This window comes from Kocuria atrinae C3-8, from assembly GCF_000286355.1.
Lineage (GTDB): Bacteria > Actinomycetota > Actinomycetes > Actinomycetales > Micrococcaceae > Kocuria > Kocuria atrinae_A.
Window position 1 is genome coordinate 1 of sequence record NZ_AJXN01000021.1, and the last position, 21,734, is coordinate 21,734.

A 21,734-nucleotide genomic window follows, 5' to 3' on the forward strand; every position below is an offset into this window, starting at 1 on the left:
AATGACCCATTGAATCCGCCGCTCCGAAATGGCATTTCCTTCCCACCACACTTCCGGACTGCAGTTGGCTCACATCAGTCTCCGGCCGCGGAGCCCCAGCCCAGCGGAATAGTGCCGAGCAACGGGACGCTCGTGCCGTCCTCCGCGTGGATGTTGCGGATGTAATCGCGGTTGGTCTCGTGCAGTGCCTGCGGATTGGAGGGCCAACCACCCAGCACCGTTCCGAGCACGCGCACTCCCCTGCGGTACAGGGCTTCGAGGCTGAGCAGGGTGTGATTCAAGGTGCCCAGATCGGGGCGGCCCACCAGAACGACTCCTACATTCCGGTCCACGTTCCGACCAATGAGATTACTCAGGTCCGCGATATTGTGCGCCTGGCCATCGAGCTCCACCAGTACACCTCCGCTGCCCTCTACGAGCACCAGATCGTGATCGCGCAGTAATGCGGCAATGCGTTCAGCATGATCGTCAAGGCTCAACAGCGGCACCTGGTCAATGGCCGCGGCCGGTGGCGGTGCCATGGGCGCGGAGAGGCGTTGCCCTTCGGCCGTGGTGAGCACCTCGCGAGGTACGCCCGCTTCGGAAAGTAGCCGAGCGACGTCGTCGGTGTCCCCGGAATCACCGGAAAGCACGCCGGTCTGGACAGGCTTGTAGACGGCAATCCGACGCCGCCCCGACGAGTACCCCGCCAACGCAAGGCCGCCGTGGCGTAGGTCTTGCCGACGTCCGTATCAGTGCCCGTGACGACCACGACCCCGTTCAGCAGCTCCGCCGCGTCCGACAAAGGGTTACCCATCACGCGGCCACCCCTGTCGGCCGGGCGCCCAAGTCGGCCAGGACGTCTTGGACCTCGCGCAGCGCGTCCATCAATTCTTGTAATTCCACGTTTGCTCGGGCGGTAAGCCGTAATCGGCTGACGCCGTCCGGCACTGACGGTGGCCGGAAACAGCCCACCAGAATCCCGCGATCCCGCAGGGCCTCGGCCGTGCGGAGAGCCAACTCCGGCGACTCGATCGGCACTGATTGCACTGCTGCTATGGCGTGCTTGATTCCAAGAGCTTCGGCGATGACCCGGCCGTTTTCATGCAGCCGTTCCGCCAGATCCGGTTCGCGAAGAATGATTCGGCAGGCTTCGGCGGCGGCGGCCGCACTGGCCGGGGCGAGCGCCGTGTCGAAAATGAACGGGCGCGCGACGTTGACCAGATGATCGCGCAATAGCTCGGGCCCCAGAACCGCTCCGCCCTGGGCACCCAAAGACTTGGACAGCGTGACGGTCAGGACCACATTGGGGTGGCCCGCCAGGCCTTCCTGGTGTGCGAGCCCGCGTCCCCGCCCAGCGACACCGATTCCGTGTGCCTCATCCACCACGAGCAGTGCTCCGTGGAGTTCACATGCCGCGGCGAGTTCTTTGAGCGGAGCATGATCGCCGAGCACCGAGTAGATGGACTCGACGACCACGATGGCGCGCGTCTGAGTGCGCTCCTTGAGCAACTGCTCCACGTGCTCAACGTTGTTGTGCTCGGAAATCACCACCGGCGATCGAGACAGTCGCGCCCCGTCCACCAGGGATGCGTGCACGTGCTGATCGGAAACGATCAGGGTGTCCGCGTCCCCCAGCGCCGTGAGCAAGCCAGTGTTCGCTGCATACCCGCTGGAGAATACAAGCGCGGCGGGCTGTCCCGTCAGATCGCAGAGGGCCCGTTCGAGGTCCGCGTGAACGCTCAATGTTCCGGTGACCAGCCGGGACGCGCGCGATCCCGCGCCGTACCTGTGCAGGGCTTCCGCCGCAGCAGCCACAACTCGCGGATCCCGCGATAGTCCCAGGTAGTCGTTGGACGCCAAATCGACCGAGTTCTCGCGGATCGCGACGGTACGACGCCGCAGCCCCAGGTCCGCGCGTGCACTCGCCTTCTCGTGCAGCCAGGAGTCCAGCGGCCCGGTCATGAGATGCCCTCGGCCGCGGCGACCATGGCGCGGGCGATTCGTTCGGTGTCACGCTCGGTGCAGATGTACGGCGGCATGGCGTAGAGCAGTTTGCCGAAGGGCCTCAGCCAGACGCCATGTTCCAAGGCAGTCCGAGTCAGCACTCCTCGATCTGGCGCGCTATGGAATTCGATAACGCCCACGGCGCCAATGATCCGAACATCAGCACCGTGGGCAGCGCCATGGCAGTCGGCAGGATTTCTTGTAATTTCAGGTTTTGGCGAGTCACGCTCGACCGCCAGCTGTCCTGGAGCATGACGAGTGATTCCCTGGCCACTGCGCACGCCAGCGGGTTGGCCATGAATGTGGGGCCGTGCATCAGTGCTCGCTGGGGCGAATCGGTGATGAGGGCAGCGACCCGCCGCGAGACGAGCACAGCGGCCAAAGTCATGTAGCCACCGGTGAGCGCCTTTCCCACGCACATCACATCGGGGAGCACATCCGCCCAGTCGCACCCGAACCATGCCCCGGTCCGCCCGAAACCTGTGGCGATTTCGTCCGCGATGAACACCAAGTCCAGTTCGTCGGCGAGCTCACGCAGAGCCTTCAGACAGCGCGGATCGTAGGTGCGCATTCCTCCGGCACCCTGCAAGATCGGCTCGACAATCACACCCGCTAACTCATCCCGATGGAGCCGCGCGGTTTCTTGTAATTCCGAGATCCACCGCTCCACTTCTTCCTCGTTACTGGACCACGAACCCGCCGGGAGCTTGCCGGACGACCCGGACGCGGCGGCGTCGGCGTCGAAGTTGGTGTCGGAATCAGCAAGATCCCCGGACGGGACGAATCGCGCGGCGGGCGGGGGCGCCACGAAGAGTTGCTCCGCAACGAGCCCACTGAACTGCGAATGCATTCCACCCTCGGGGTCGCACACGCTCATGGCGCCGGTGGTGTCCCCGTGGTAGCCGCCGCGGACCGTGAGGATACGGCGCCGCTCGGGGCGATTCCGCGCGGCCTGGTACTGGACCGCGAGCTTGAGGGCGACTTCCACGCTGACGGAACCAGAATCCGCGAGGAACACGTGATCCAGGCCGTCCGGAGTCACGTCAACGAGCCGCTCGGCCAATTCCACCGCGGGCTCGTGCGTCAGACCACCGAACATCACGTGGGAGAACCGGCTGACCTGCTCAACCACCGCACGGTCCAGGCGGGCGTTGCGGTAGCCGTGCACCGCGCACCACCAGGAAGACATGCCGTCAATGGCATGTACCAACTCACCGTGCGGGGTGCGCAGGCTCAGGGTGAGGCCGTCGCTTCCTCCACCGCGTACGGTGCTCGCCGTCGAGTGCCTCGTAGGGGTGCCACAACAAGCCCCGATCCCGCTCGGCCAGGGTCCGCTCCGCCGGGAAAGCCTCAGCCCTCTTAAGCATTGGGCGCCACCGCCGTGCCCGCCCCTCGACGCCGCAGTGCCGGCTCGAGACCCAGATCCACCTTTTCGTAGGGTTCGGGTTCTACTTCAGCCGAGGAAGTGGGCGCGTTGCCACCTGGCGCGGCCCCGAGAACGGTGAACCCTGCGTCGGCAATCATGTCCAAGTCAGCCTTGGCGGCCTGGCCCTCGGAGGTGAGGTAGTCGCCCAGGAACAGCGAATTGACCACGTGCAAAGCGAGCGGCTGAAGCGAACGCAAGTGCATTTCCCGTCCGCCAGCCATGCGAATCTCCTTGTCCGGGCACACGAAACGCACCACGGCGAGGATCTTGAGGCACTTCTGTGGACTCAGTTGCCAGGTGCCCGCGAGTGGCGTCCCCTCGAAGGGCATCAAGAAGTTGACCGGTACCGAATCCGAGTCGAGCTCCCGCAGGCAAAGAGTGCCTCGACGAGCTGCTCATCCGTCTCGCGCATCCCCACGATCAGGCCAGAGCACGGCGAAAGTCCCGCACCCTTGGCCCGCTCCACAGTGTCCACGCGGTCCTGGTAGGTGTGCGTCGAGCAAATGCTCTCGTAATTGGATTCGGCGGTGTTGAGGTTGTGGTTGTAGGCATCCACGCCGGCATCGCTGAGAGTTTCGGCCTGGCCGTCCTTCAGCAGACCCAGGCATGCACAGACCTCCACGCCCGGATGCTGCTCCTTGAGGGCCTCGACCGTTTGCGTCACGGTCTTGACCTCGCGATTGGATGGTCCGCGACCACTCGCCACCAGGCACACGCGGCTCGCGCCGCCCTTGATCCCGTGCTGAGCCTGCTCCACAGCCTGCTCGGGCGTGAGCCACGAATACTTCAGGATGCCCGCGCCGGAATTCAAGCGCTGAGAGCAGTAGCCGCAATCTTCCGCGCACAGCCCTGACTTGAGGTTGACCAAGTAGTTCACCTTGACAGTCATGCCGAAGTGTTCGCGCCGCAACCGTGCCGCGGCAGCCACCAGGTCGAGCATGTCCCGATCACTGGTTTCGAGCAGTTGGAGTGCCTCTTCGGGGGTCACCGGCTCACCATTGAACGTGCGATCTGCGAGATCGTTGAAAGTCTTGAACACCGTTCAATTATTGAACAGTGTTCAAGTTTGTCAATCCGGAGTGGCCGCGAGGGTAAAGTTCGACTCGTCCCCGCCCAGATTTCGAGGAGCACCATGGCCCTGTCCCGCGACCAGATCGTGGATGCCGCATGGGGCATTCTGCAGAGTTACGGTTTGGGAGACCTCTCGATGCGCCGCCTCGCGAAGGAACTCGGAGTCCAGCCCGGCGCCCTCTACTGGCATGTGGCCAACAAGCAGGAGCTTCTCGGGGTCCTCGCCCAGCGCATGGTTGCGCCGCTCTCCACCCTCCAGTTCGACGACGCCGCCACCCCGCGCGAGCGCGCCGCCCACCTGACCAGGGAGTTTCGTTCACTGATCCTGGCCGTGCGCGACGGCGCCGATGTGGTCAGCGTGGCCCATTCGATCACCCCCGGAGACCTCAGTCCGGTGCCGAAACTGGCCACGCTCGTGACCGAGTCCGGAACGTCTCGCGAGGAAGCAGTAGCCACGGCTCTCACTCTGGTCCGCTTCACCCTGGGCTCAGTGACCACCCAGCAGACGCGGCAGGCCATGGGGTTGGACACCTCAACATCGGAGGCCGAATTCACCGCGGGCGTGACGTTGCTGTTGGGCTGACCCCACGCACTAGACGCCCGCATCCCCAGACGGCGCCGCAGCAAGCTCCTCTTTCATGTCATCAACGGTTGCCCGGATCGCATCCATGACTGCCTGCACCGCGGGCCGTCGGAGCAGATCAGGGCGTGACACCACCCAGTAGGACACCGGGAAGGTCAGTTCTTTCGGGAACAGTCGCACCAGGTCACCCGCCCGCTCGGCCATGAAGCAGGGCAAGAGCCCGATCCCCGCGCCGGCACGCGTGAGCTCCACGTGCACCATGGATGACGTTGCACCCACCGATTGCCGCATCCGCGGGAAGTAACTCACGGGATCCGTCAGTTCCGGGACGTCCTGCATCGATTCCACGAAATACACGAGTGGATGATCCTGCACCTGCTCGGGCTCGTTCATAGTTTGGTGAGTCTCGAGATAGGTCCGAGACGCGTACATACCCAATGTGTAATCGGCCAAGTGGAAAGCCTCATTTCGGGAGACCTCCGGTTGGCCGACCACCACCTCAAAATCGATGCCGACCAGGTTGGTTCTGGCCCTGCGGGCGGCGTTGATCATTTCCAACCGGACTCCCGGGTGGGTGGCGTTCAGCCGGCGCATGGCCTCGCCCATGACCACGCCGCCGAAGCCCTCTGGGACCAGGACCCGCACCACACCGCGCACGGAACCTCCCACACCACCCGAGTCCAGGGACAGCGACCCCAAGGCCAGCTCGATGTCCTCACCGGCGGAGACGAACTCCCGACCAAGCTCGGTTGGCTCCCACAACTCCCCCGACCGCACCAGCAGGCGAGCGCCCGCAGATTTCTCCAGGGCCGCAATCCTGCGGGACACGGTCGTGTGGCTGATACCCAGTGCAGCACCGGCACCCGAGTAGGAGCCGTGTCGCACCACGGAGAGCAACAGCAACAAGTTGTCGACGTCCTGCGCCACTCAACTACTCCTTCATCGAGCGAAATGACCTTCATAAATGATCTGTGCATTTTTGCACAGGGGTGGCAAACATCTGGCCATTGAGGAACATCTCAGCGAGCAGTAGGTTTGACCCACTGCGGCGTGATCGTGGTCACAATTTTTGATCCAATGAGGAGAACCCCATGAGCACTGCGGACAGGGCTACAACCGCAGCAGAAGTCGACCACAATGACACCCCGGAGAACCGCGCGGGCCTCAAAAAAGTGGTCGCCGCGTCAATGGCCGGCACCGTGGTCGAGTGGTACGAGTTCTTCCTCTTTGCGACCGCGTCCACCCTGGTCTTCGGCCCGCTGTTCTTCGTGGACACGGGTAACCCCTTGGACGGCATCATCAAGGCGTTCCTGATCTACGCGGTCGGCTTTATCGCCCGCCCCTTGGGTGGCATCGTCTTCGGTCACTTCGGCGACAAGTTCGGCCGCAAGCACTTGCTTCAGGTGGCCATCATCCTGGTGGGTGCCGCGACCTTCCTCATGGGCTGTCTGCCCACGTTCCACCAGGTCGGTTACTGGGCTCCCACATTGCTCGTGATCCTGCGCTTCGCCCAGGGCTTCGCTGTGGGTGGCGAGTGGGGCGGCGCCGTGCTGCTCGTGGCCGAGCACTCGCCCAACAAGGAGCGCGGATTCTGGGCCAGCTGGCCGCAGGCTGCGGTCCCCCTGGGCAACCTGCTCGCGACCGTAGTGCTGTTGGTCCTCTCCCGCATGCTCTCTGACGAGCAGTTCCTCGCGTGGGGCTGGCGCGTGGGCTTCTGGCTGTCCGTGGTGATCGTGGTCATCGGTTACTACATCCGCACCCACGTGTCGGATGCGGCCATCTTCAAGGAGACCCAGGAAGAGGTCATCGAGCCAAGGGTGCCGCGTACGGCGTGGCCGAGGTGTTCCGCCGTTACCCGCGCGGCGTATTCGGCGCCATGGGCCTGCGTTTCGCGGAGAACATCCTCTACTACATCGTGGTCACGTTCTCGATCACGTACTTGTCCACGCAGTTGAAGATGGACACCTCCAACATCCTGCTGTTGCTCCTGGTCGCGCACATCATCCACGCGATTCTGGTGCCATTGATGGGCCGGTTCACGGACAAGATCGGCCGACGCCCCGTGTACGCCGCCGGTGCCCTCATGGGCATTGTGTGGTCATTCGTCGCGTTCCCCATGTTTAACACCCAGAACGACTGGATCATTCTGGCCGCCATCGTCCTCGGTCTGGCCATCCACGCCTTCATGTACGCCGGTCAGCCCGCCATCATGGCCGAGATGTTCCCCACCCGCATGCGGTACTCGGGTGTCTCGCTGGGCTACCAGGTCACCTCGATCGTCGCGGGTTCGCTGGCGCCCATCATCGCCACCACCCTGTTGCGCCAGTTCGACTCGTGGATTCCCATCTCCGTCTATATCTCGATCGCGTGCCTCATCACACTGTTCGCCGTGGCCACGCTGCGCGAGACCCGGGGCATTTCGCTGCAGTCGATCGACGCCGAAGACCGACGCCGCCTGGACCAGGAGCGCACGGAACACACCAGCTCCTGACGTTCGTCGGGGGCCTGTCGAAAGGGAAACGAACATGACCACCATCAGCTGGATCGGCCTGGGAAACATGGGCGGACCCATGTCCGTCAACCTCGCGAAGGCGGGCCACGATGTCCGCGGTTTCGATCTCGACGAACAGGCCATGGCCGCAGTTCAAGCCCAGGGGGTGCAGACCTTCGATTCGCTGGAGCACGTGTTGGACGGGGCTCAGGTCGTGTTCACCATGCTGCCCAAGGGAGAGCATTCGCGGGCCGTGTATCTCGGGGACAGCGGAGTCTTGGCTCTCGCCCCGAAGGACGCCCTGCTCATCGACAGCTCGACCATCGACGTGGAGACTGCGGTCGACCTGCACAAAGCCGCGGCGGAGGCCGGCTTCGAGTTCCTGGACGCTCCGGTGTCCGGAGGTATTAGTGGTGCGGCCGCCGGAACCCTGACCTTCATGGTGGGCGGCGAGAGCGGCGTCGTCGAAAAAGCTAAGCAATACATCGAGCCCATGGCCGGGCGGATCGTCCACACAGGGGAAGCGGGGACCGGCCAGGCCGCGAAGATCGTGAACAACATGATGCTGTTCATCAGCCTGGAGGCGTGCGGCGAAGGGGCTGTGCTGGCCGACCGGCTGGGCCTGGACCCGCAAGTGTTCTGGGACATCGCCTCGGTCTCTTCCGGCAACTCGTGGGCGCTGCAGACGTGGTACCCCGTGCCGGACATCATCGATTCCTCGGCGGCGAACAATAACTTCAAGGCCACGTTCTCCGCAGCACTCGCGGCCAAGGACGTGGGGCTCGCACTGGCGGCGGGTGAACAGACCGGCGTCAACCTCCCCGCAGCCGAGCTCGCAGCCCAGCGATTCCAGCAACTCATCGACGAAGGCTACGAGGACCTGGACTGCAGCCTGATCGCCAAGTACGCCGCTCCGGACGGGAAGATCAAGGGCTGGAACCCGGACGCGCCTGAGGGCTCGTCAGGCTCACTCCTCGAACATGATCACCTGACGAACGGCCTGACCATCAGCGAGCAGGTCGAGCGAGCTGTTGATCTCTGACAGGGAGATCCGTCCGGAGATCAGCTCCTCGACCGGCAGTTTTCCCTCGCGCCACAACTGTGCGTAGATCGGGATGTCCCGGGCGGGCACGGCCGAACCCAGGTAAGAACCTTGATAGTGCGGGCCTCAGCAGTCAAGATAAGCGGCGAGATGCTGGAACGCGCATCCGGGGACGGCAATCCAACGGTCACGGTCATGCCGCCCACGTCCGTCGCGGCCACTGCGGTCTCGAACGCCTTGGGATGCCCGGCCGCCTCGATCACCACGGGTGCTTTGATGCCCTGCTCGGCGACCTCGGCCGGCGTGTAGACCTCATCGGCGCCCAGTTCTGTGGCGCGCTCGAGCTTCTCCGCGTTGGCATCCACGCCGATGACCGTACCCTTGTCGAGGGAAATGGCCGTGATGAGTGCGGCCATCCCCACGCCGCCCAACCCCACGACCATCACGGCGTCACCATCCTCCGGTTGGCCGGCATTGAGGACGGCGCCGCCCCCGGTGAGCACCGCGCAGCCCAGGACGGCGGCGACGTCGGCGGGGACGTCGTCTCCGATCGGGACCACCGACTGCCGGTTCAACACGGCGTGCGTTGCGAACCCGGACACTCCCAGGTGGTGACGGACGTCCTCGCCTCCTCGGTGCAGCCGCACGTGATCGCCGATGAGCACGCCGTGGTTATTCGCGGCTGTGCCCGGTGTGCACGGCAGCTTTCCGTCTGTGAGGCAGTTCTTGCACTCACCGCAGCGCGGAAGGAACACCGTGGTGACCTGCTCCCCCACGGACAGGTCCGTGACGTTCTCGCCAACTTTTTCAACGACGCCCGAGGCCTCATGACCGAGCAGCATGGGCGTGGGCCGCACGCGATTTCCATCCACCACGGACAGATCCGAATGACACAGACCCGCGGCCCGAATGCGGATCAGCACCTCATCGGGGCCGGGATCATCCAGCTCCAGCTCCGTGATGTTCAGTGGCTTCGACTCCGCGTACGGGCGCTCCAGGCCGATCTCTTCGAGGACTGCTCCGGTGATCTTCATGCTGGCTCCTGGGTGAGTGGTGCACGTGCGCGGGTGAGATGTGAACCACAGTAAACGCTATTTCGGGCCTCCACACGGACCCACCGCAGCAATACCATGGGGCCATGAACCCGCCAGCATTCACCCTGCGCATTCCCGGACCCGCCGACGCCGCGGGGCTCGCGGATCTCCACGTGGAGACGTGGCGGGAAACCTACGGGACACAAATGCCTGCCTCAGCTTTCGACGACGCCGCTCGCGCCGCCCGACTCGAAATGTGGCAGGGCACGCTGAACCTCCCGAACCCTGCGGGCACGCTGCAGGTCGCCGAGGAGGAAATGATGTGTCTGATTGCGGTGCGGATGGTGCGCTAAACCCCTGCGCCCACGATCAACATGGTCGCGCCGAACACGACCCCCGACACCAGGAGCACCACCGTGGTGTAACCCAGGATGTCGCGGATCTTGAGACCCGCGATGGCCAACAGCGGCAGCGCCCAGAACGGCTGGATCATATTGGTCCACTGGTCGCCGTAGGCCACGGCCATGATGATCACGGCCGGGTCCACGTCGAGTCTCGCGGCGGCGTCGAGAAGAATGGGCGCCTGAATGGCCACCTGGCCTCCGCCGGACGGAACGAAGAAGTTGACCAGACCCGCGGAGAGGAACGCCAGCAGCCCGAGGGTTTGCGGTGATGCCACCGCGACGATCGAGTCGGACAGCACCTGGATCAGCCCGCTGGCCGTCATGATGCCCATGATTCCGGCGTACAGCGGGAATTGCAGCAGGATGTCTCCCACGTTCGAGGCGGCGTTCTTGATCAGCCCCATAACCTCGAACGAGTTGCGGGACAGCAGGAAGATCAAGCCCAGGAACATCCAGTTCACGATGTTCAAGGTGACCGACCCGCCATTCGCAAAGTGGACCCCCAAGTAGGCCACGAGTGCGAGACCGACCAGCAGCGTGGGCAGACGGGAGGCATCCAGGCGATCGGCGGGGGCTTCGACGTCGGGCTGCGTCACTTCTTGTTCGGATTCCGCGAGCGCGTCGGCGGTGACCCGGTGGGATTGCGGAACGGCGCGCGGCGCCACGAGCCACAGGGACAGCGCCACCAGGATCACCGTGACCACCGCGGCGCTCATGTTCCACCACGAGAAGGTCGTTTCGCTGATGGGAATCACGTACCCCACCTGCTTCTCGATGAACGACCCAGGAGTGGCTGCGGTCAGGGGACCCGATCCCGAATAGCCCATGTGCCACACCACGAAACCGGAGAAGCCGGAAGCCACGAGCATCGGAAAGCTCACGGGCGTGTTCCGGCGGGAGAATTCGGCGGCAACCTCTCGCGCCAGAAGGCCGCCCACGACCAGCCCGAAGCCCCACGTAATCAGCGAGGCAATCGCGGCAATGACGAAGACGAACACGTAGGCCTGCAGTGGCGAGCGCGGTACCGAGGCCAACCGGCTCAACAGCGCCCGCACCGGCCGGGTACTGGCCAGCGCGTGGCCGAGCAACAGCACCAAGGCCATCTGGGTCATGAACTCCAACAGTCCGGACAGGCCCACTCCCCACCCTTCGATGACGGTCACGGGACCGGAATCGGTGAGGATGAGCGCCATGATCGCGACCACCACGGTCAGCACGATGGCGAAGATCAAGGCGGAGGGGATGAACCGCTCCACCACGGAATTCACGGGCCGCATCAGCCGGGCCAGCGGCGGCTCGGCTGTGGTGCGAGTGTCGGAATGGTGCTCGGGGGTGCTCATGGCGATACCTCGTCAGTCAGGTCTGTACGGCGTTGTGCGGCGGGATCAGGTGGCCAACCACCCTCGAGATTATCCAGAGTGGTGTGAATCACACGGCATTTCGGGCCCGGAGCGGCACTGACCGGTTGATCCGGCCCCGGGGCCGTTTCTTAGCGTTAAACCATGAGTGCTCCACAGATCACTTTGCGACGCCCCGAACCGACCGACGTCGAACCATTGGCCGACGTTCATTTGCGGTGCTGGCAGGAGACCTACACGGGCCAGTTGCCAGAAGCGTTCCTCGGAGACACCGCCTGGGAATCCCGGCGCCGTACCTGGCAGGCCATCGTGGACAATCACGGCCGGGACATGTTCCCGTGGGTCGCGGAAGCGGACGACCACATCGTCGGATTCTCGATGACCGCCCAGCCTCAGGAAGACGATGATGTGCGGGACTTCCAACTGTTCATGCTCTACGTCCTCAAGGAGTTCCACGGCACCGGCGCCGGCCAAGAGCTCATGGACGCGTCCCTCGGGGATGAGCCGTCGCAATTGTGGATGGCCAAGGACAACCCTCGAGCGCGCAGGTTCTATGAGAAGAACGGCTTCGAGGCGGACGGCGCCGAGCGGATCGACAGCGCCTCGAACGGTCTGAAGACCATTCGTATGGTGCGTTAGTAGCGGCCCGTCACGGTCACGCCGCTCGTGTGCTCCCTCGAGCCATCGAACGCGGCGCTGTCACCCGGTACCACCCGGCGAACAGCAGCACGATCAGCAAGACGTCCACGGCGTCGCCACCGTAATACATGAGCTGGGCGCCGAACTGCGCGTCCGCGGTTTCAATGCCCACGGGCGGGTGCGCGTACAACCACTTAGCAGGATGGAGTGCGCGGCGATGAACACTATGAGTACACCGGCTCGCAGTTTGAACGATGCCCGGTGTGGATCCGGATCCACGCCCACCATGGAGGCTGTGAACACAAACCCCGCCAAGAAAATATGAGTGTGCACGAGCGCATGCACCCACACCGAACCGTGCATCCAGTGAAACAACGGGGTGGTGTACAGGACCCACAATCCGCCGGCATTCAAGAGCGCGGCCACCACGGGATGCGTGACTACCCGGATGTACGGCAAACGGAGAATGCGAGACACCGCACGCGCTCGCCCTACGGGCAATGCCCGCAACAGCGCGCTCACCGGAGCCGACAGCACCAGTAGCAGCGGAGCAATCATCCCGAGCAACAAGTGCCCCGTCATGTGCGCGGTGAAGCTCCCGTGAGCGGCCTGGGCCAAGGGACCCACCAGGCTTGCGGCCACGCAGACCAGTCCCGCGTAGAAGAACACGGTCCGGCGAACCGGCCACGCGCTCCGACGCCGCCCGGTCCACAAGGCCCATGCGTAACCGGCCGCCACGGAAATCACCAGCACCGCGGCGACTACCTCGAACACGAGCCATCCATCGATGCCTGTCGCGGGCGTCGAGTCATGCGCGTGCACGAGCAGCCTCAGCGAGCACGGCGGGAAGAACGAGTCATACGCAGAACCAGCAGCCCGATCACCATGAAGAGGACTGCGGAGCCGATCCACACGGTGTCGTACAGGAGCAGATCAACGCCGTACCGGATCTGATGAATGCCCAGAATCTTATGGTTCAGTACGCCGTCCAGCAGTTGGAAGGAACCGACACCCAGTACAACCGCCCCGGCCCAGCACTTCCAATTCACGCCCCCGCGGCGTCGAATATCGGCCAGCAGGAACAGGCCCCACACCGTGATGAACCACCCGAATGCGTGGAAAATCCCGTCTGTCAGCAGCGCAATCTCATGCGTGGACAAGTCATAAAAATGATGCCATTGCAGGCCCAGGTGAAAAATGAACAGGTCGATCATTGATGCCGCGATACCGCAACCGAACAGGAATCCCGAGAGTACGGTTCGCTTGCCGGTGCGCCGTTCGTCATGGGTTTCGACGACGCCGCTGGGTCCCGTTCGCGCTTCGTCGCGTGCGTTCGGCTCGGCGGTGGACATGCCCATCACTCCTCTGCGCAATGATTCGGTGCCTGAATTCATTGTTCAACCATTCAGCAAGCTGATCAACAAGCGGCATCCAGGGTGAAGCCCTCAGGACGGTCGCTGCAGCTTCTGGAAGTAATAAAACGTCTAACAACCTGCCCGCCCGCCGGAAAGTCCCCGAACCGCTTGGGCACACACTAAATTTGGACCATGCCCACACCTGACGATGCACCAAACGTGGCGAACCCGGATTATTGGCAGTTCGCCCAGGCTGCGGCCACCCGGATCTCGCAAGAGTTCCCGGAATGCGATGTCACGGCCAACCGCCTGTTCGTCACGCTGTTCCGCGCGTCATCGTCGGTCATTTATGACTTCGAGTCCTCCATCCACCGCCCCGCCGGTGGCACGTGGGCCAGCTATCGCATGCTGTTTGCACTGTGGGTTGCCGGCCCGCTGACACCGCATCGGGCGGCGGAGCTCATGGGCATGAGTCGCGCGGCAGTTTCAAACCTGGCAGGCAATCTGGAGTCCAAAGGGTTGCTGGTCAAGCAGGCCTCCGAAGAGGATGGCCGCTCCCTGATCCTGCACCTGACGGATTCCGGCCAAACCAAGATTCAAGAGGTCTTCGCCCGTCAGAACTCCCGGGAGAACGACTGGAGCCAGGCCCTCACCGAGCAGGAACGCGAACTGCTCATCAGCCTGCTCGACAAGATCATGGACCACCGCACGGCCATCGGCGCCAAGACGCGCAAGTAGCCACAACGTCCCCCTGGGCTATGGCCCACCACTCACAGGCCAGCACGCAGCTCTCCAGCTAGGACGTCACCGAAACGTTCGCATCCGCCCGTTTCACCATGCGCTCCGCGAGAGTGATCACGGGCGCGTCAATGACCTGCGCCCCATGCCGGAACGATCCCCGCTGCTCCGCGGCCACTTCCACCACGCCGCGGGCCCAGTCGAGCTTGTCCGGCTTGGAGCGGAACCCTTCCTTGATCACGGCCATCTGCGAGACGTGCACCCCACCCTTGGCGGCAAAACCGGAGCTGGAGGCGTCCAGGGTCTCGCCCAGCAGCCCCTCAAGGTTCTCGACGTCCAGGAAGATCCCGTCGACCGCGAAAATCCCTGCCACCGCCGCGTGCAGCACCGTCTGCGAGCGCACGTGCAGGGAAATATCCCGGAGCGCGCCGTTGCACTTGCGGCTCGTGAGGCCACCCAGATTCACGATCAGGTCCTCTGATCCCCACATGAGGCCGACGACGCCGCTCGCGCCGGCAATCTCGCCCAGCGCCAGGGCACCATGGGGAGACTCGATCATGGCCACGACTTCGTAGTCGACTAGCCCCGCGAGCTGCTCGGCGGATTCAACCTTGGGAACCGCCACACGCCGGTAGGTCGTAGAAGCCAACGCCTGCAGATCTGCAGCATGCTCATCGGTCCCCACCGGGTTCACTCGGATGACCGTGCGGGCCGGATCCAACGGGCATTCCAGGATGCACTGGCGCGCGAACTCCTTGTCCCGCGGCAGCACGCCGTTGTGCAGGTCCAACACCACCACGTCCGCCGCTTGTGCAGCCTCAGCGAACTGCTCTGGCTGATCGGCGGGAACGACAATCCAAGCCGGTCCGTTGAAGGCATGGGTGTGAGTCATCGGGCGCATCTCCTGAGTGTGGCGTGGGTCTCGTCCACTGAGTATGCAGCACAAATCCGGATAATGGAATAACTATTCCATTATCCGGATTGCGGAAACACCGCAGAATTAGCGGCTCAGCAGCAACGCCTCACCCTGACCGCCGCCGCCACACAGCGACACGGCCGCCTTGCCTGAACCCCGGCGTGCCAGCTCGAGCGCCGCGTGCAGCGCCAGACGAGCACCGGACGCGCCGATCGGGTGGCCCAAGGCAATGGCACCACCGTGGATGTTGGCCTTGTCCAACGGAATACCCAGGTCGTCGACCGACTGCACGGAGACTGCCGCGAATGCCTCGTTGATTTCCACGAAATCCAGCTCATCCACGGACCACCCAGCGCGTTTCAGGGCGTGCTCAATGGCTCGTGACGGCTGGGAGTGCAACGACGTATCCGGCCCCGCAACCTGACCCGGCTTGCCCACCACGGCCAGCCAGGACAGACCGTGCTCCTCCGCGTAGGCGCGCGTCGTCAGGACGAGCGCGCGGCGCCGTCGGAAATCGGGGACGAGTTACCGGCCGTGATGGTGCCGTCCTTGGTGAACGCAGCGCGCAACTTGCCGAGGCCCTCGGCCGTGGACTCGGGACGAACACCCTGATCCTCGGACACCGTGACCGGATCGCCCTTGCGCTGCGGGATCTCCAGCGGCGCGATCTCGTCCGCGAACACACCCGAGGACTGCGCCTCGCCCGCCAGCTGGTGGCTACGCGCGGCGACCTGATCCTGCTGCTCGCGACCGATCGAACGCTCGGAATTGCCGGTCTCGGTGAGCTCACCCATCGCGATGCCCAGAGCGGCGTCGACCAGGCCGTCGTTGGCCAGCGAATCGGCCAGGGTCATGTCGCCGTAGGCCTTGCCCTTGCGAGCGCCCAGGGAGAGGTGCGGCGCGTTGGTCATGGATTCCATGCCGCCAGCCACCACGACAGATGCCTCACCCGCACGAATCATGCGGGCCGCCTCGGTGACCGCGACCAGTCCGGACAGGCACACCTTGTTCAACGTCATGGCGGGCACGTTCATGGGCAGACCCGCCTCGACGGCGGCCTGTTTGGCGGGATTCTGGCCGTTTCCGGCCTGCACCACGTTGCCCATGTACACGTAATCCACGGCGTCCGGAGCAATGCCCGAGCGCTCCACGGCGTGCTTGATGGCGTGCGCACCGAGCTCCACAGCGCTCAGGGACGCGAGCGCGCCCATCAACTTGCCTGCGGGGTACGTGCCCCATTGACGATCACAACATCATTGGCGTTCTCGGTCATTTGTCCTCCTGTACGGGAACGGAATCCGGGGTGACGTCCACCAGCTCAACCCGGTACTTCGCTTCGGTTTTTTCTGCCACTTCTTCTTCGGTCACACCCGGGGCCAGGGTCCGCAGCACCAACCCGCCAGCTTCCACGTCGAAAACGCACAGGTCCGTGACGATGCGATCCACCACGCCAACACCGGTCAGCGGCAGGTCGCATTCGCGCTTGATCTTGGCCGAACCGTCTCTGGCCACGTGTTCTGTCAAGACCAGCACACGCGGGGTTCCGGCCACAAGGTCCATGGCTCCGCCCATGCCCTTGACCATTTTTCCGGGGATCATCCAGTTGGCCAGATCACCCTGCTCGGAGACTTGCATGGCACCCAGGATCGCCATCTTCACGTGGCCACCGCGGATCATTCCGAAGGACGTGGCCGAGTCGAAGATCGCCGCACCGTCCTGCAGAGTAATGGTCTGCTTCCCGGCGTTGATCAGATCCGGGTCCTCGTCGCCCTCGTACGGGAACGGCCCCATGCCCAGCACACCGTTCTCGGATTGCAGCACCACGCTCACGACCTCGGGCAGGTTGTTGGCCACCATGGTGGGAATGCCGATGCCCAGGTTCACGTAGTCGCCGTCGTTCAATTCCGACGCCGCAATGGCCGCCATCTCGTCACGCGTCCAGCTCATGCTGTGGCTCCTTCCGATTCGGTCGACGACGACGCCGCATCCGGCCTCGGTCGCGTGGTCCGCTGCTCGATGTCCTTGGGAGCACCCGAGTACTGCACCACGTGCTGCACGTACACACCGGGCGTCATGATGTGATCCGGATCCAGCTCGCCCGGTTCCACGATGTTCTCGACCTCGGCAAAGGTGACCTTGCCGGAGGCGGCACACACCGGTTGAAGTTTCGCGAGGTGCGACGGTACATCAGGTTGCCGTCCGTATCTCCCTGCCACGCGTGCACCAGCGCTACATCCGCAACAATCCCGCGCTCCTGGACGTAGGTGCGGCCGTCGAACTCCGCGGTCGGCTTGCCTTCCACGACCAGCGTGCCAACACCGGTGGCTGTGTAGAACGCGGGGATTCCCGCACCGCCGGCCCGCAGCCGTTCGGCGAGCGTGCCCTGAGGGTTGAATTCGACCTCGAGCTCGCCCTCCAAGTACTGGCGGGCGAACTCCTTGTTCTCCCCCACGTAGGACGAAAGGACCTTCTTGACCTGCTTGTTCTCCAGCAGAAGTCCCAGGCCCTTGCCGTCCACGCCCATGTTGTTGGACACCACGGTCAGGTCTTTCACGCCGCTGTCCCGGACCGCTTCGATGAGGTCCCGCGGGATACCGGACAGCCCGAAACCGCCCACGGCCAGGATCATGCCGTCCTGCAGTGTCTCGGCCAGAAGTTCGGCAACGTTGTCTCTGAGTTTGGACATGGCCACCCTTTCGAGTTGTGTGATCTCCATCTCAGACTAGAAACCGCCCACATCCTGGTCAATGAACTCCCGCGCTCTTCCGGGCGAGTCCTCACAATCTGGAAAACAGCGCATAGTCTGTCCATATTGTGAACAGCCCGGAGGAGCGATCATGACCGCAGCAGACCCCCACCCCTCGCCGCATTCTCAACGGGGCACCCAGGTCGTCGCCCGCGTGGCCGCCATCTTGCAAGCAGTGGCCGCCGGGGAGTCCGCTGGGTCCACCGCGTCGATCGCCCACCGAACGGGACTCACCCGACCCACCGCGCACCGCCTGCTCACCGCGCTGGCGGACGAGGGGCTGGTCGACCGCACCGACAACGGCAACTGGGCGCTCGGTCCCGAACTCCACATCCTGGGCACCGTGGCTGCACAGCGCTATCCGGCGCAGGAACTCGCAACGCCGTGCCTGCAGCGCCTCGCGGAAGCAACGGGGGAATCCGCGTTCTTCTCCGCACGCCGCGGCAACGAGGTCATCTGCCTGGCCCGCGTCGAAGGATCGTTTCCCGTCCGCTCCCACGTCCTCTACGAGGGCCTCCGGCTCCCCCTGGGCGTGCGTCCGCGGGTCTGGCAATCCTCGGCCACCTACCGCCGGCCCAGCTCGACGCCACCCTGACAGCAACCCGCGCCGACCGGCAGCGTCTGGGCCTCCAGCACGACGACGCCCACGTCCGCAAGCTCGTAGCCCACGTTCGCGACCACGGTTGGTCGCTGAATCCGGGGCGGATCGTCGAGGGTTCATGGGGCATGGCCGCCGCGGTGTTCGACGCCTCCGGGCAACCCCGCTACGCCCTGTCCCTGACGGGCATCGAATCCCGGTTCCGCGCCGAACGCCGCCCGCAATTGGGCGCAGCACTGCTCGATCAGGCGCACAAATTGTCCACGGCCCTGCGCACCGGGGCGCCGTCGGCATAAAGGCGCGCGAGCGGCGTCGTCGAGGAGGAGTTACCGACCGGACCATCTGGTGAGGGGATACTGCGCAGTAGGGCCGGTTACTTTGCCGTAAGCCCTCACGAAATGGTTCGCCGACGCCGCGCGGCCCACCCGCCGTGCGCGCCGGGGCGAGTGAGCGGCGTCGTGGCTATTCCCATGAGTCCCCGGGCGGGCAAGAATGAAGGGCATGGAACTCGACTATCCGTTCCGCGGGCGGTGCCTGGTGCAGAACAGCCCCGCGAATCGAGTGCCGAGCCACGGAACCGATCAATTCGGCACCGCGTTCGCGATCGACTTCGTGCCGGTGGATGGACAGAATCGCTCGTCCAGGTTCACGGCCACGTCGTTGGTGCGCACGGAGGCACCCGAGACGTTCATCGGTTTCGGGCAGCCGGTCCTTTCGCCCGTGACCGGCACGGTGGTGCTGACGGACGACCACGCCGAGGATCACGACGCGTACCGCGGATTGCCCTCCGTTGGTTATGCGCTGACCCAAGCCCGCCGCGTCGCCGCTGGATGGGGCGCGCTGGCGGGCAATTACGTGGTGGTGCAGGAATCCCTAAGCCGCCAGTTCGTAGCGCTGTGCCACCTGCGGCAAGGCAGCATCAGGGTGAGAGTCGGCCAGAACATTCAGGTCGGGGCCATGATTGCCCAATTCGGAAATTCTGGGAACAGCACCGAACCGCACCTGCACGTGCAAGCGGTCGATTCCCTGGACTTCACTCAGGTAACTGGAGTGCCCTGTTATTTCCCGACGGCCTGCCGCGCAACGGCCAGATCGTGGATGGCGCCCCGGAGCGCCCGGCGCCACCTGGCTAGGACGCCGTCCAGCCGCCGTCCATCGTGTAGGCGGCACCGGTGACCATACCGGCGGAGGGACCGGCCAGGAAGGCAATAAGCTCGCCGACCTCTTCCGGTTCGACCAGGCGCTTGATCGCGGACTCGGTGAGCATGATCTTCTCGATCACCTCATCCTCGGGGATCCCGTGGGTGGCCGCCTGGTCCTTGATCTGCTTGTCGACCAGGGGCGTGCGCACGTAGCTGGGATTCACGCAGTTGCTGGTCACACCGTGCGGAGCGCCCTCCAGAGCCACGGCCTTGGACAGCCCTTCCAACCCGTGCTTCGCCGCGACGTATGCGGATTTGAACGCTGAGGCGCGCAGGCCGTGAATCGAGGAAACGTTGATGATCCGACCCCACTCGCGCTCGTACATGTGGGGCAGGGCGGCGCGGATCAGCAGGAACGGGGACTCGAGCATGAGGGTGAGGATCCGATGGAAGTCAGCGGGATCGAAGTCCTGAACGGCCGCAACCTTCTGAATCCCGGCGTTATTGACCAGCACGTCCACACAAGGCTCAGGTCCGCGAGCGCCGCGGTATCGGTGAGGTCAACCGCCCATGCCTCACCGTCGACTTCTTGCGCCATGGTCTCCGCGGCCTGAGGGTCGATGTCGGCGACAATCACGTGGGCGCCGCGTTGCGCGAGGGCCCGAACCGCAGCCGCGCCGATTCCACTCGCACCGCCGGTGACCAGTGCCTTCTTGTCCTTGAGCGTGCTGTCCGACATGCCCCAACTCCTCGGTAATGGGTGATCTACGTCCCACACATTACGCGCGCCACAATTGGCCCGACCACCCACCCATGATGTTTGATGAATAGGTACCCATCCAGAGCGGCCGAGAGATCTGGCTCGTTGACGCCGCAGCAACCCGGGATTCAGCCCACGGTGCTACCGCCAGGACCGATGGAAAGGACTGCTAGTTCATGCCTCAGAACACCGATCGCATTCAGACCACCCACGTGGGATCGCTGCCCCGCACCCCTGATCTGCTGGAGGCCAACAAGCGCTTCCAAGAGGGAGAGGCTTCCGCCCAGGAGTTGGATGCCGCACTCGACAACGGCGTGATCGACATCGTCCGCAAGCAGCGAGAGATCGGCCTGGACATCGTCAACGACGGCGAATACGGCCACACCATGTCCTCCTCCGTGGACTACGGGGCGTGGTGGAACTACTCGTTCTCCCGCTTGGGCGGGCTCACTCCCACCAACGAGGACCGCTGGAAGGACGCCGAGGTCAAGCGCTCCTCCCCCGGCAACATCGTTCTGACCAGCTTCCCGGACCGCCGCGACCGCGCCCGTTTCCGCGATGCCTACGAGGATCCCACCGCCGGCGTCCTGGCGCACCGCGCATCCGTGGCTCAGCCCAAGATCACCGGGCCGCTGACCTACACCGGTCAGGACGCCGTGGCCGGTGACATCCGCCGCCTCAAGGACGCGATGGCCGAGACCGGAGCTCAGCAGGCTTCGTCGCCGCACTCTCCCCGGGTTCCTGCGCGCGCGTTCGCAACGAGTACTACTCGACCGATGAAGAACTCGTCTACGCCTGCGCGGACGCCATGCGCGAGGAGTACAAGGCCATTGTCGATGCCGGCCTGACCGTCCAGATCGACGACCCCTCCATCGCGGAATCCTGGGACCAGATCAACCCCGAGCCCACTGTGGAGGACTACCTGGCCTTCACCAAGATCCGCGTGGACGCGCTCAACTACGCCCTGCGCGACCTCCCCGAGGACCAGATTCGTTTCCACCTGTGCTGGGGTTCGTGGCACGGCCCGCACACCACCGACCTCGAGTTCAAGTACCTGGTGGACCTCATGCTCACCATCAACGCCGGCGGCTACAGCTTCGAGCGTCCAGCCCCCGCCACGGCCACGAGTGGAAGGTCTGGAAGGACCACACGCTCCCAGAGGCAAGGTGGTCTACCCCGGCTTCGTCTCCCACTCGACCAACGTGGTGGAGCACCCGGAGCTCGTGGCCGACCGCATCGAGCAGTACGCGTCCGTGGTGGGTCGCGAGAACGTCATCGCCTCTACCGACTGCGGCCTGGGTGGCCGCATCCACCCCTCGATCGCGCTGGCCAAGCTCGACTCCCTGGTCGAAGGCGCGCGCCTCGCGACCGAGCGCTTGTTCTAGCAAGGTGCGCGAGCGGCGTCGTCGGTGATTCGACGACGACGCCGCTCGCGCCACCTCTCG

18 protein-coding genes, 7 pseudogenes and 1 riboswitch are annotated in these 21,734 nt (G+C 64.5%); of the genes and pseudogenes, 10 read left to right on the plus strand and 15 right to left on the minus strand.

All coding sequences use genetic code 11. The features are described from left to right. Positions 1–74 precede the first annotated feature (74 nt). The 5 genes and pseudogenes from bioD to bioB all read right to left on the minus strand — a co-directional run. A complete protein-coding gene (gene bioD, locus YO9_RS0102895; protein WP_016996167.1) occupies positions 75–692 on the minus strand; it encodes an ATP-dependent dethiobiotin synthetase BioD in 618 nt (205 codons plus the stop codon). Positions 693–795: 103 nt separating this feature from the next. Then, entirely contained in the window at positions 796–1,944 is a 1,149-nt protein-coding gene (locus tag YO9_RS0102900) for an 8-amino-7-oxononanoate synthase (protein ID WP_016996168.1), read from the minus strand. Continuing rightward, positions 1,941–2,087, minus strand: a complete 147-nt coding sequence (locus tag YO9_RS20465) for an aminotransferase class III-fold pyridoxal phosphate-dependent enzyme (protein WP_016996169.1) — start codon at positions 2,085–2,087, stop codon at positions 1,941–1,943. The genes YO9_RS0102900 and YO9_RS20465 overlap by 4 nt, the downstream gene beginning before the upstream one ends. Next, positions 2,081–3,175, minus strand: a complete 1,095-nt coding sequence (locus tag YO9_RS0102905) for an aminotransferase class III-fold pyridoxal phosphate-dependent enzyme (RefSeq protein ID WP_317259721.1) — start codon at positions 3,173–3,175, stop codon at positions 2,081–2,083. Before YO9_RS0102905 ends, YO9_RS20465 begins: the two co-directional genes overlap by 7 nt. A 293-nt stretch (positions 3,176–3,468) precedes the next feature. Next, positions 3,469–4,451: pseudogene (gene bioB / locus YO9_RS0102910) on the minus strand (biotin synthase BioB); the annotation flags it as partial. Between the two features lie 93 nt (positions 4,452–4,544). Between bioB and YO9_RS0102915 the strand changes: the two are divergent. Then, positions 4,545–5,066 carry a TetR family transcriptional regulator gene (locus tag YO9_RS0102915; protein WP_016996170.1) on the plus strand — a complete coding sequence of 174 codons (522 nt, stop codon included), beginning with the start codon at positions 4,545–4,547 and terminating at the stop codon, positions 5,064–5,066. Positions 5,067–5,075: 9 nt separating this feature from the next. Here YO9_RS0102915 and YO9_RS0102920 read toward each other — a convergent pair whose 3' ends face one another. Next, positions 5,076–5,993, minus strand: a complete 918-nt coding sequence (locus tag YO9_RS0102920; protein WP_016996171.1) for a LysR family transcriptional regulator — start codon at positions 5,991–5,993, stop codon at positions 5,076–5,078. A gap of 164 nt (positions 5,994–6,157) precedes the next feature. On the opposite strand from YO9_RS0102920, the pseudogene YO9_RS0102925 reads away from it, so the two are divergent. Together YO9_RS0102925 and mmsB are read left to right on the plus strand one after the other, a co-directional pair. After that, positions 6,158–7,557: pseudogene (locus YO9_RS0102925) on the plus strand (MFS transporter). Between the two features lie 34 nt (positions 7,558–7,591). Beyond that, positions 7,592–8,599 carry a 3-hydroxyisobutyrate dehydrogenase gene (gene mmsB / locus YO9_RS0102930; RefSeq protein ID WP_016996172.1) on the plus strand — a complete coding sequence of 336 codons (1,008 nt, stop codon included), beginning with the start codon at positions 7,592–7,594 and terminating at the stop codon, positions 8,597–8,599. Here mmsB and YO9_RS0102935 read toward each other — a convergent pair. After that, positions 8,525–9,633 (minus strand): annotated as a pseudogene (locus tag YO9_RS0102935) (alcohol dehydrogenase catalytic domain-containing protein). The gene mmsB and the pseudogene YO9_RS0102935 overlap by 75 nt on opposite strands. A gap of 104 nt (positions 9,634–9,737) precedes the next feature. On the opposite strand from YO9_RS0102935, the gene YO9_RS0102940 reads away from it, so the two are divergent. Continuing rightward, complete coding sequence (locus YO9_RS0102940; protein ID WP_016996173.1) at positions 9,738–9,986, plus strand: hypothetical protein; 249 nt, start codon at positions 9,738–9,740, stop codon at positions 9,984–9,986. Here the strand turns inward: YO9_RS0102940 and YO9_RS0102945 are convergent. Further along, positions 9,983–11,377: a short-chain fatty acid transporter gene (locus YO9_RS0102945; protein WP_016996174.1), complete on the minus strand. Its 1,395-nt coding sequence runs from the start codon at positions 11,375–11,377 to the stop codon at positions 9,983–9,985. The two genes, YO9_RS0102940 and YO9_RS0102945, sit on opposite strands and share 4 nt — an antisense overlap. A 162-nt stretch (positions 11,378–11,539) precedes the next feature. Between YO9_RS0102945 and YO9_RS0102950 the strand changes: the two genes are divergently transcribed. Continuing rightward, positions 11,540–12,034, plus strand: coding sequence for a GNAT family N-acetyltransferase (locus YO9_RS0102950; RefSeq protein WP_016996175.1), 495 nt, complete (start codon positions 11,540–11,542; stop codon positions 12,032–12,034). A gap of 93 nt (positions 12,035–12,127) precedes the next feature. Here the strand turns inward: YO9_RS0102950 and YO9_RS0102955 are convergent, their stop codons facing one another. Next, positions 12,128–12,808, minus strand: a complete 681-nt coding sequence (locus tag YO9_RS0102955) for a cytochrome c oxidase assembly protein (protein WP_317259722.1) — start codon at positions 12,806–12,808, stop codon at positions 12,128–12,130. A gap of 56 nt (positions 12,809–12,864) precedes the next feature. Next, positions 12,865–13,392, minus strand: coding sequence for a DUF2243 domain-containing protein (locus YO9_RS0102960; RefSeq protein WP_016996176.1), 528 nt, complete (start codon positions 13,390–13,392; stop codon positions 12,865–12,867). A 216-nt stretch (positions 13,393–13,608) separates the two neighbouring features. Between YO9_RS0102960 and YO9_RS0102965 the strand changes: the two genes are divergently transcribed. Beyond that, positions 13,609–14,127 carry a MarR family winged helix-turn-helix transcriptional regulator gene (locus YO9_RS0102965; RefSeq protein WP_016996177.1) on the plus strand — a complete coding sequence of 173 codons (519 nt, stop codon included), beginning with the start codon at positions 13,609–13,611 and terminating at the stop codon, positions 14,125–14,127. A gap of 58 nt (positions 14,128–14,185) precedes the next feature. On the opposite strand, the gene YO9_RS0102970 is transcribed toward YO9_RS0102965, so the two are convergent. From YO9_RS0102970 to YO9_RS0102985, 4 genes and pseudogenes are all read right to left on the minus strand, one after another. After that, entirely contained in the window at positions 14,186–15,019 is an 834-nt protein-coding gene (locus YO9_RS0102970) for an HpcH/HpaI aldolase/citrate lyase family protein (RefSeq protein WP_016996178.1), read from the minus strand. A gap of 108 nt (positions 15,020–15,127) precedes the next feature. Next, positions 15,128–16,316: pseudogene (locus YO9_RS0102975) on the minus strand (acetyl-CoA C-acetyltransferase). Beyond that, positions 16,313–16,990, minus strand: coding sequence for a CoA transferase subunit B (locus tag YO9_RS0102980; protein ID WP_016996179.1), 678 nt, complete (start codon positions 16,988–16,990; stop codon positions 16,313–16,315). The pseudogene YO9_RS0102975 and the gene YO9_RS0102980 overlap by 4 nt, the downstream one beginning before the upstream one ends. Further along, positions 16,987–17,729, minus strand: a pseudogene (locus YO9_RS0102985) (CoA transferase subunit A). Before YO9_RS0102985 ends, YO9_RS0102980 begins: the two are co-directional and overlap by 4 nt. Positions 17,730–17,880: 151 nt before the next feature. Here YO9_RS0102985 and YO9_RS20470 point away from each other — a divergent pair. From YO9_RS20470 to YO9_RS0102995, 3 genes are all read left to right on the plus strand, one after another. Beyond that, positions 17,881–18,384 (plus strand): IclR family transcriptional regulator, encoded by a 504-nt coding sequence (locus YO9_RS20470; RefSeq protein WP_317259723.1) that lies wholly within the window; start codon positions 17,881–17,883, stop codon positions 18,382–18,384. Continuing rightward, a complete protein-coding gene (locus YO9_RS20475) occupies positions 18,381–18,683 on the plus strand; it encodes an IclR family transcriptional regulator domain-containing protein (RefSeq protein ID WP_317259724.1) in 303 nt (100 codons plus the stop codon). The genes YO9_RS20470 and YO9_RS20475 overlap by 4 nt, the downstream gene beginning before the upstream one ends. A 205-nt stretch (positions 18,684–18,888) precedes the next feature. Further along, positions 18,889–19,563, plus strand: coding sequence for a M23 family metallopeptidase (locus YO9_RS0102995; RefSeq protein WP_223286015.1), 675 nt, complete (start codon positions 18,889–18,891; stop codon positions 19,561–19,563). Here the strand turns inward: YO9_RS0102995 and YO9_RS0103000 are convergent. After that, positions 19,517–20,268 (minus strand): annotated as a pseudogene (locus tag YO9_RS0103000) (3-hydroxybutyrate dehydrogenase). The gene YO9_RS0102995 and the pseudogene YO9_RS0103000 overlap by 47 nt on opposite strands. 93 nt (positions 20,269–20,361) lie before the next feature. After that, positions 20,362–20,452, plus strand: a riboswitch (SAM riboswitch). 13 nt (positions 20,453–20,465) lie between these two features. On the opposite strand from YO9_RS0103000, the pseudogene YO9_RS0103005 reads away from it, so the two are divergent. After that, positions 20,466–21,674 (plus strand): annotated as a pseudogene (locus tag YO9_RS0103005) (cobalamin-independent methionine synthase II family protein). Positions 21,675–21,734 lie beyond the last annotated feature (60 nt).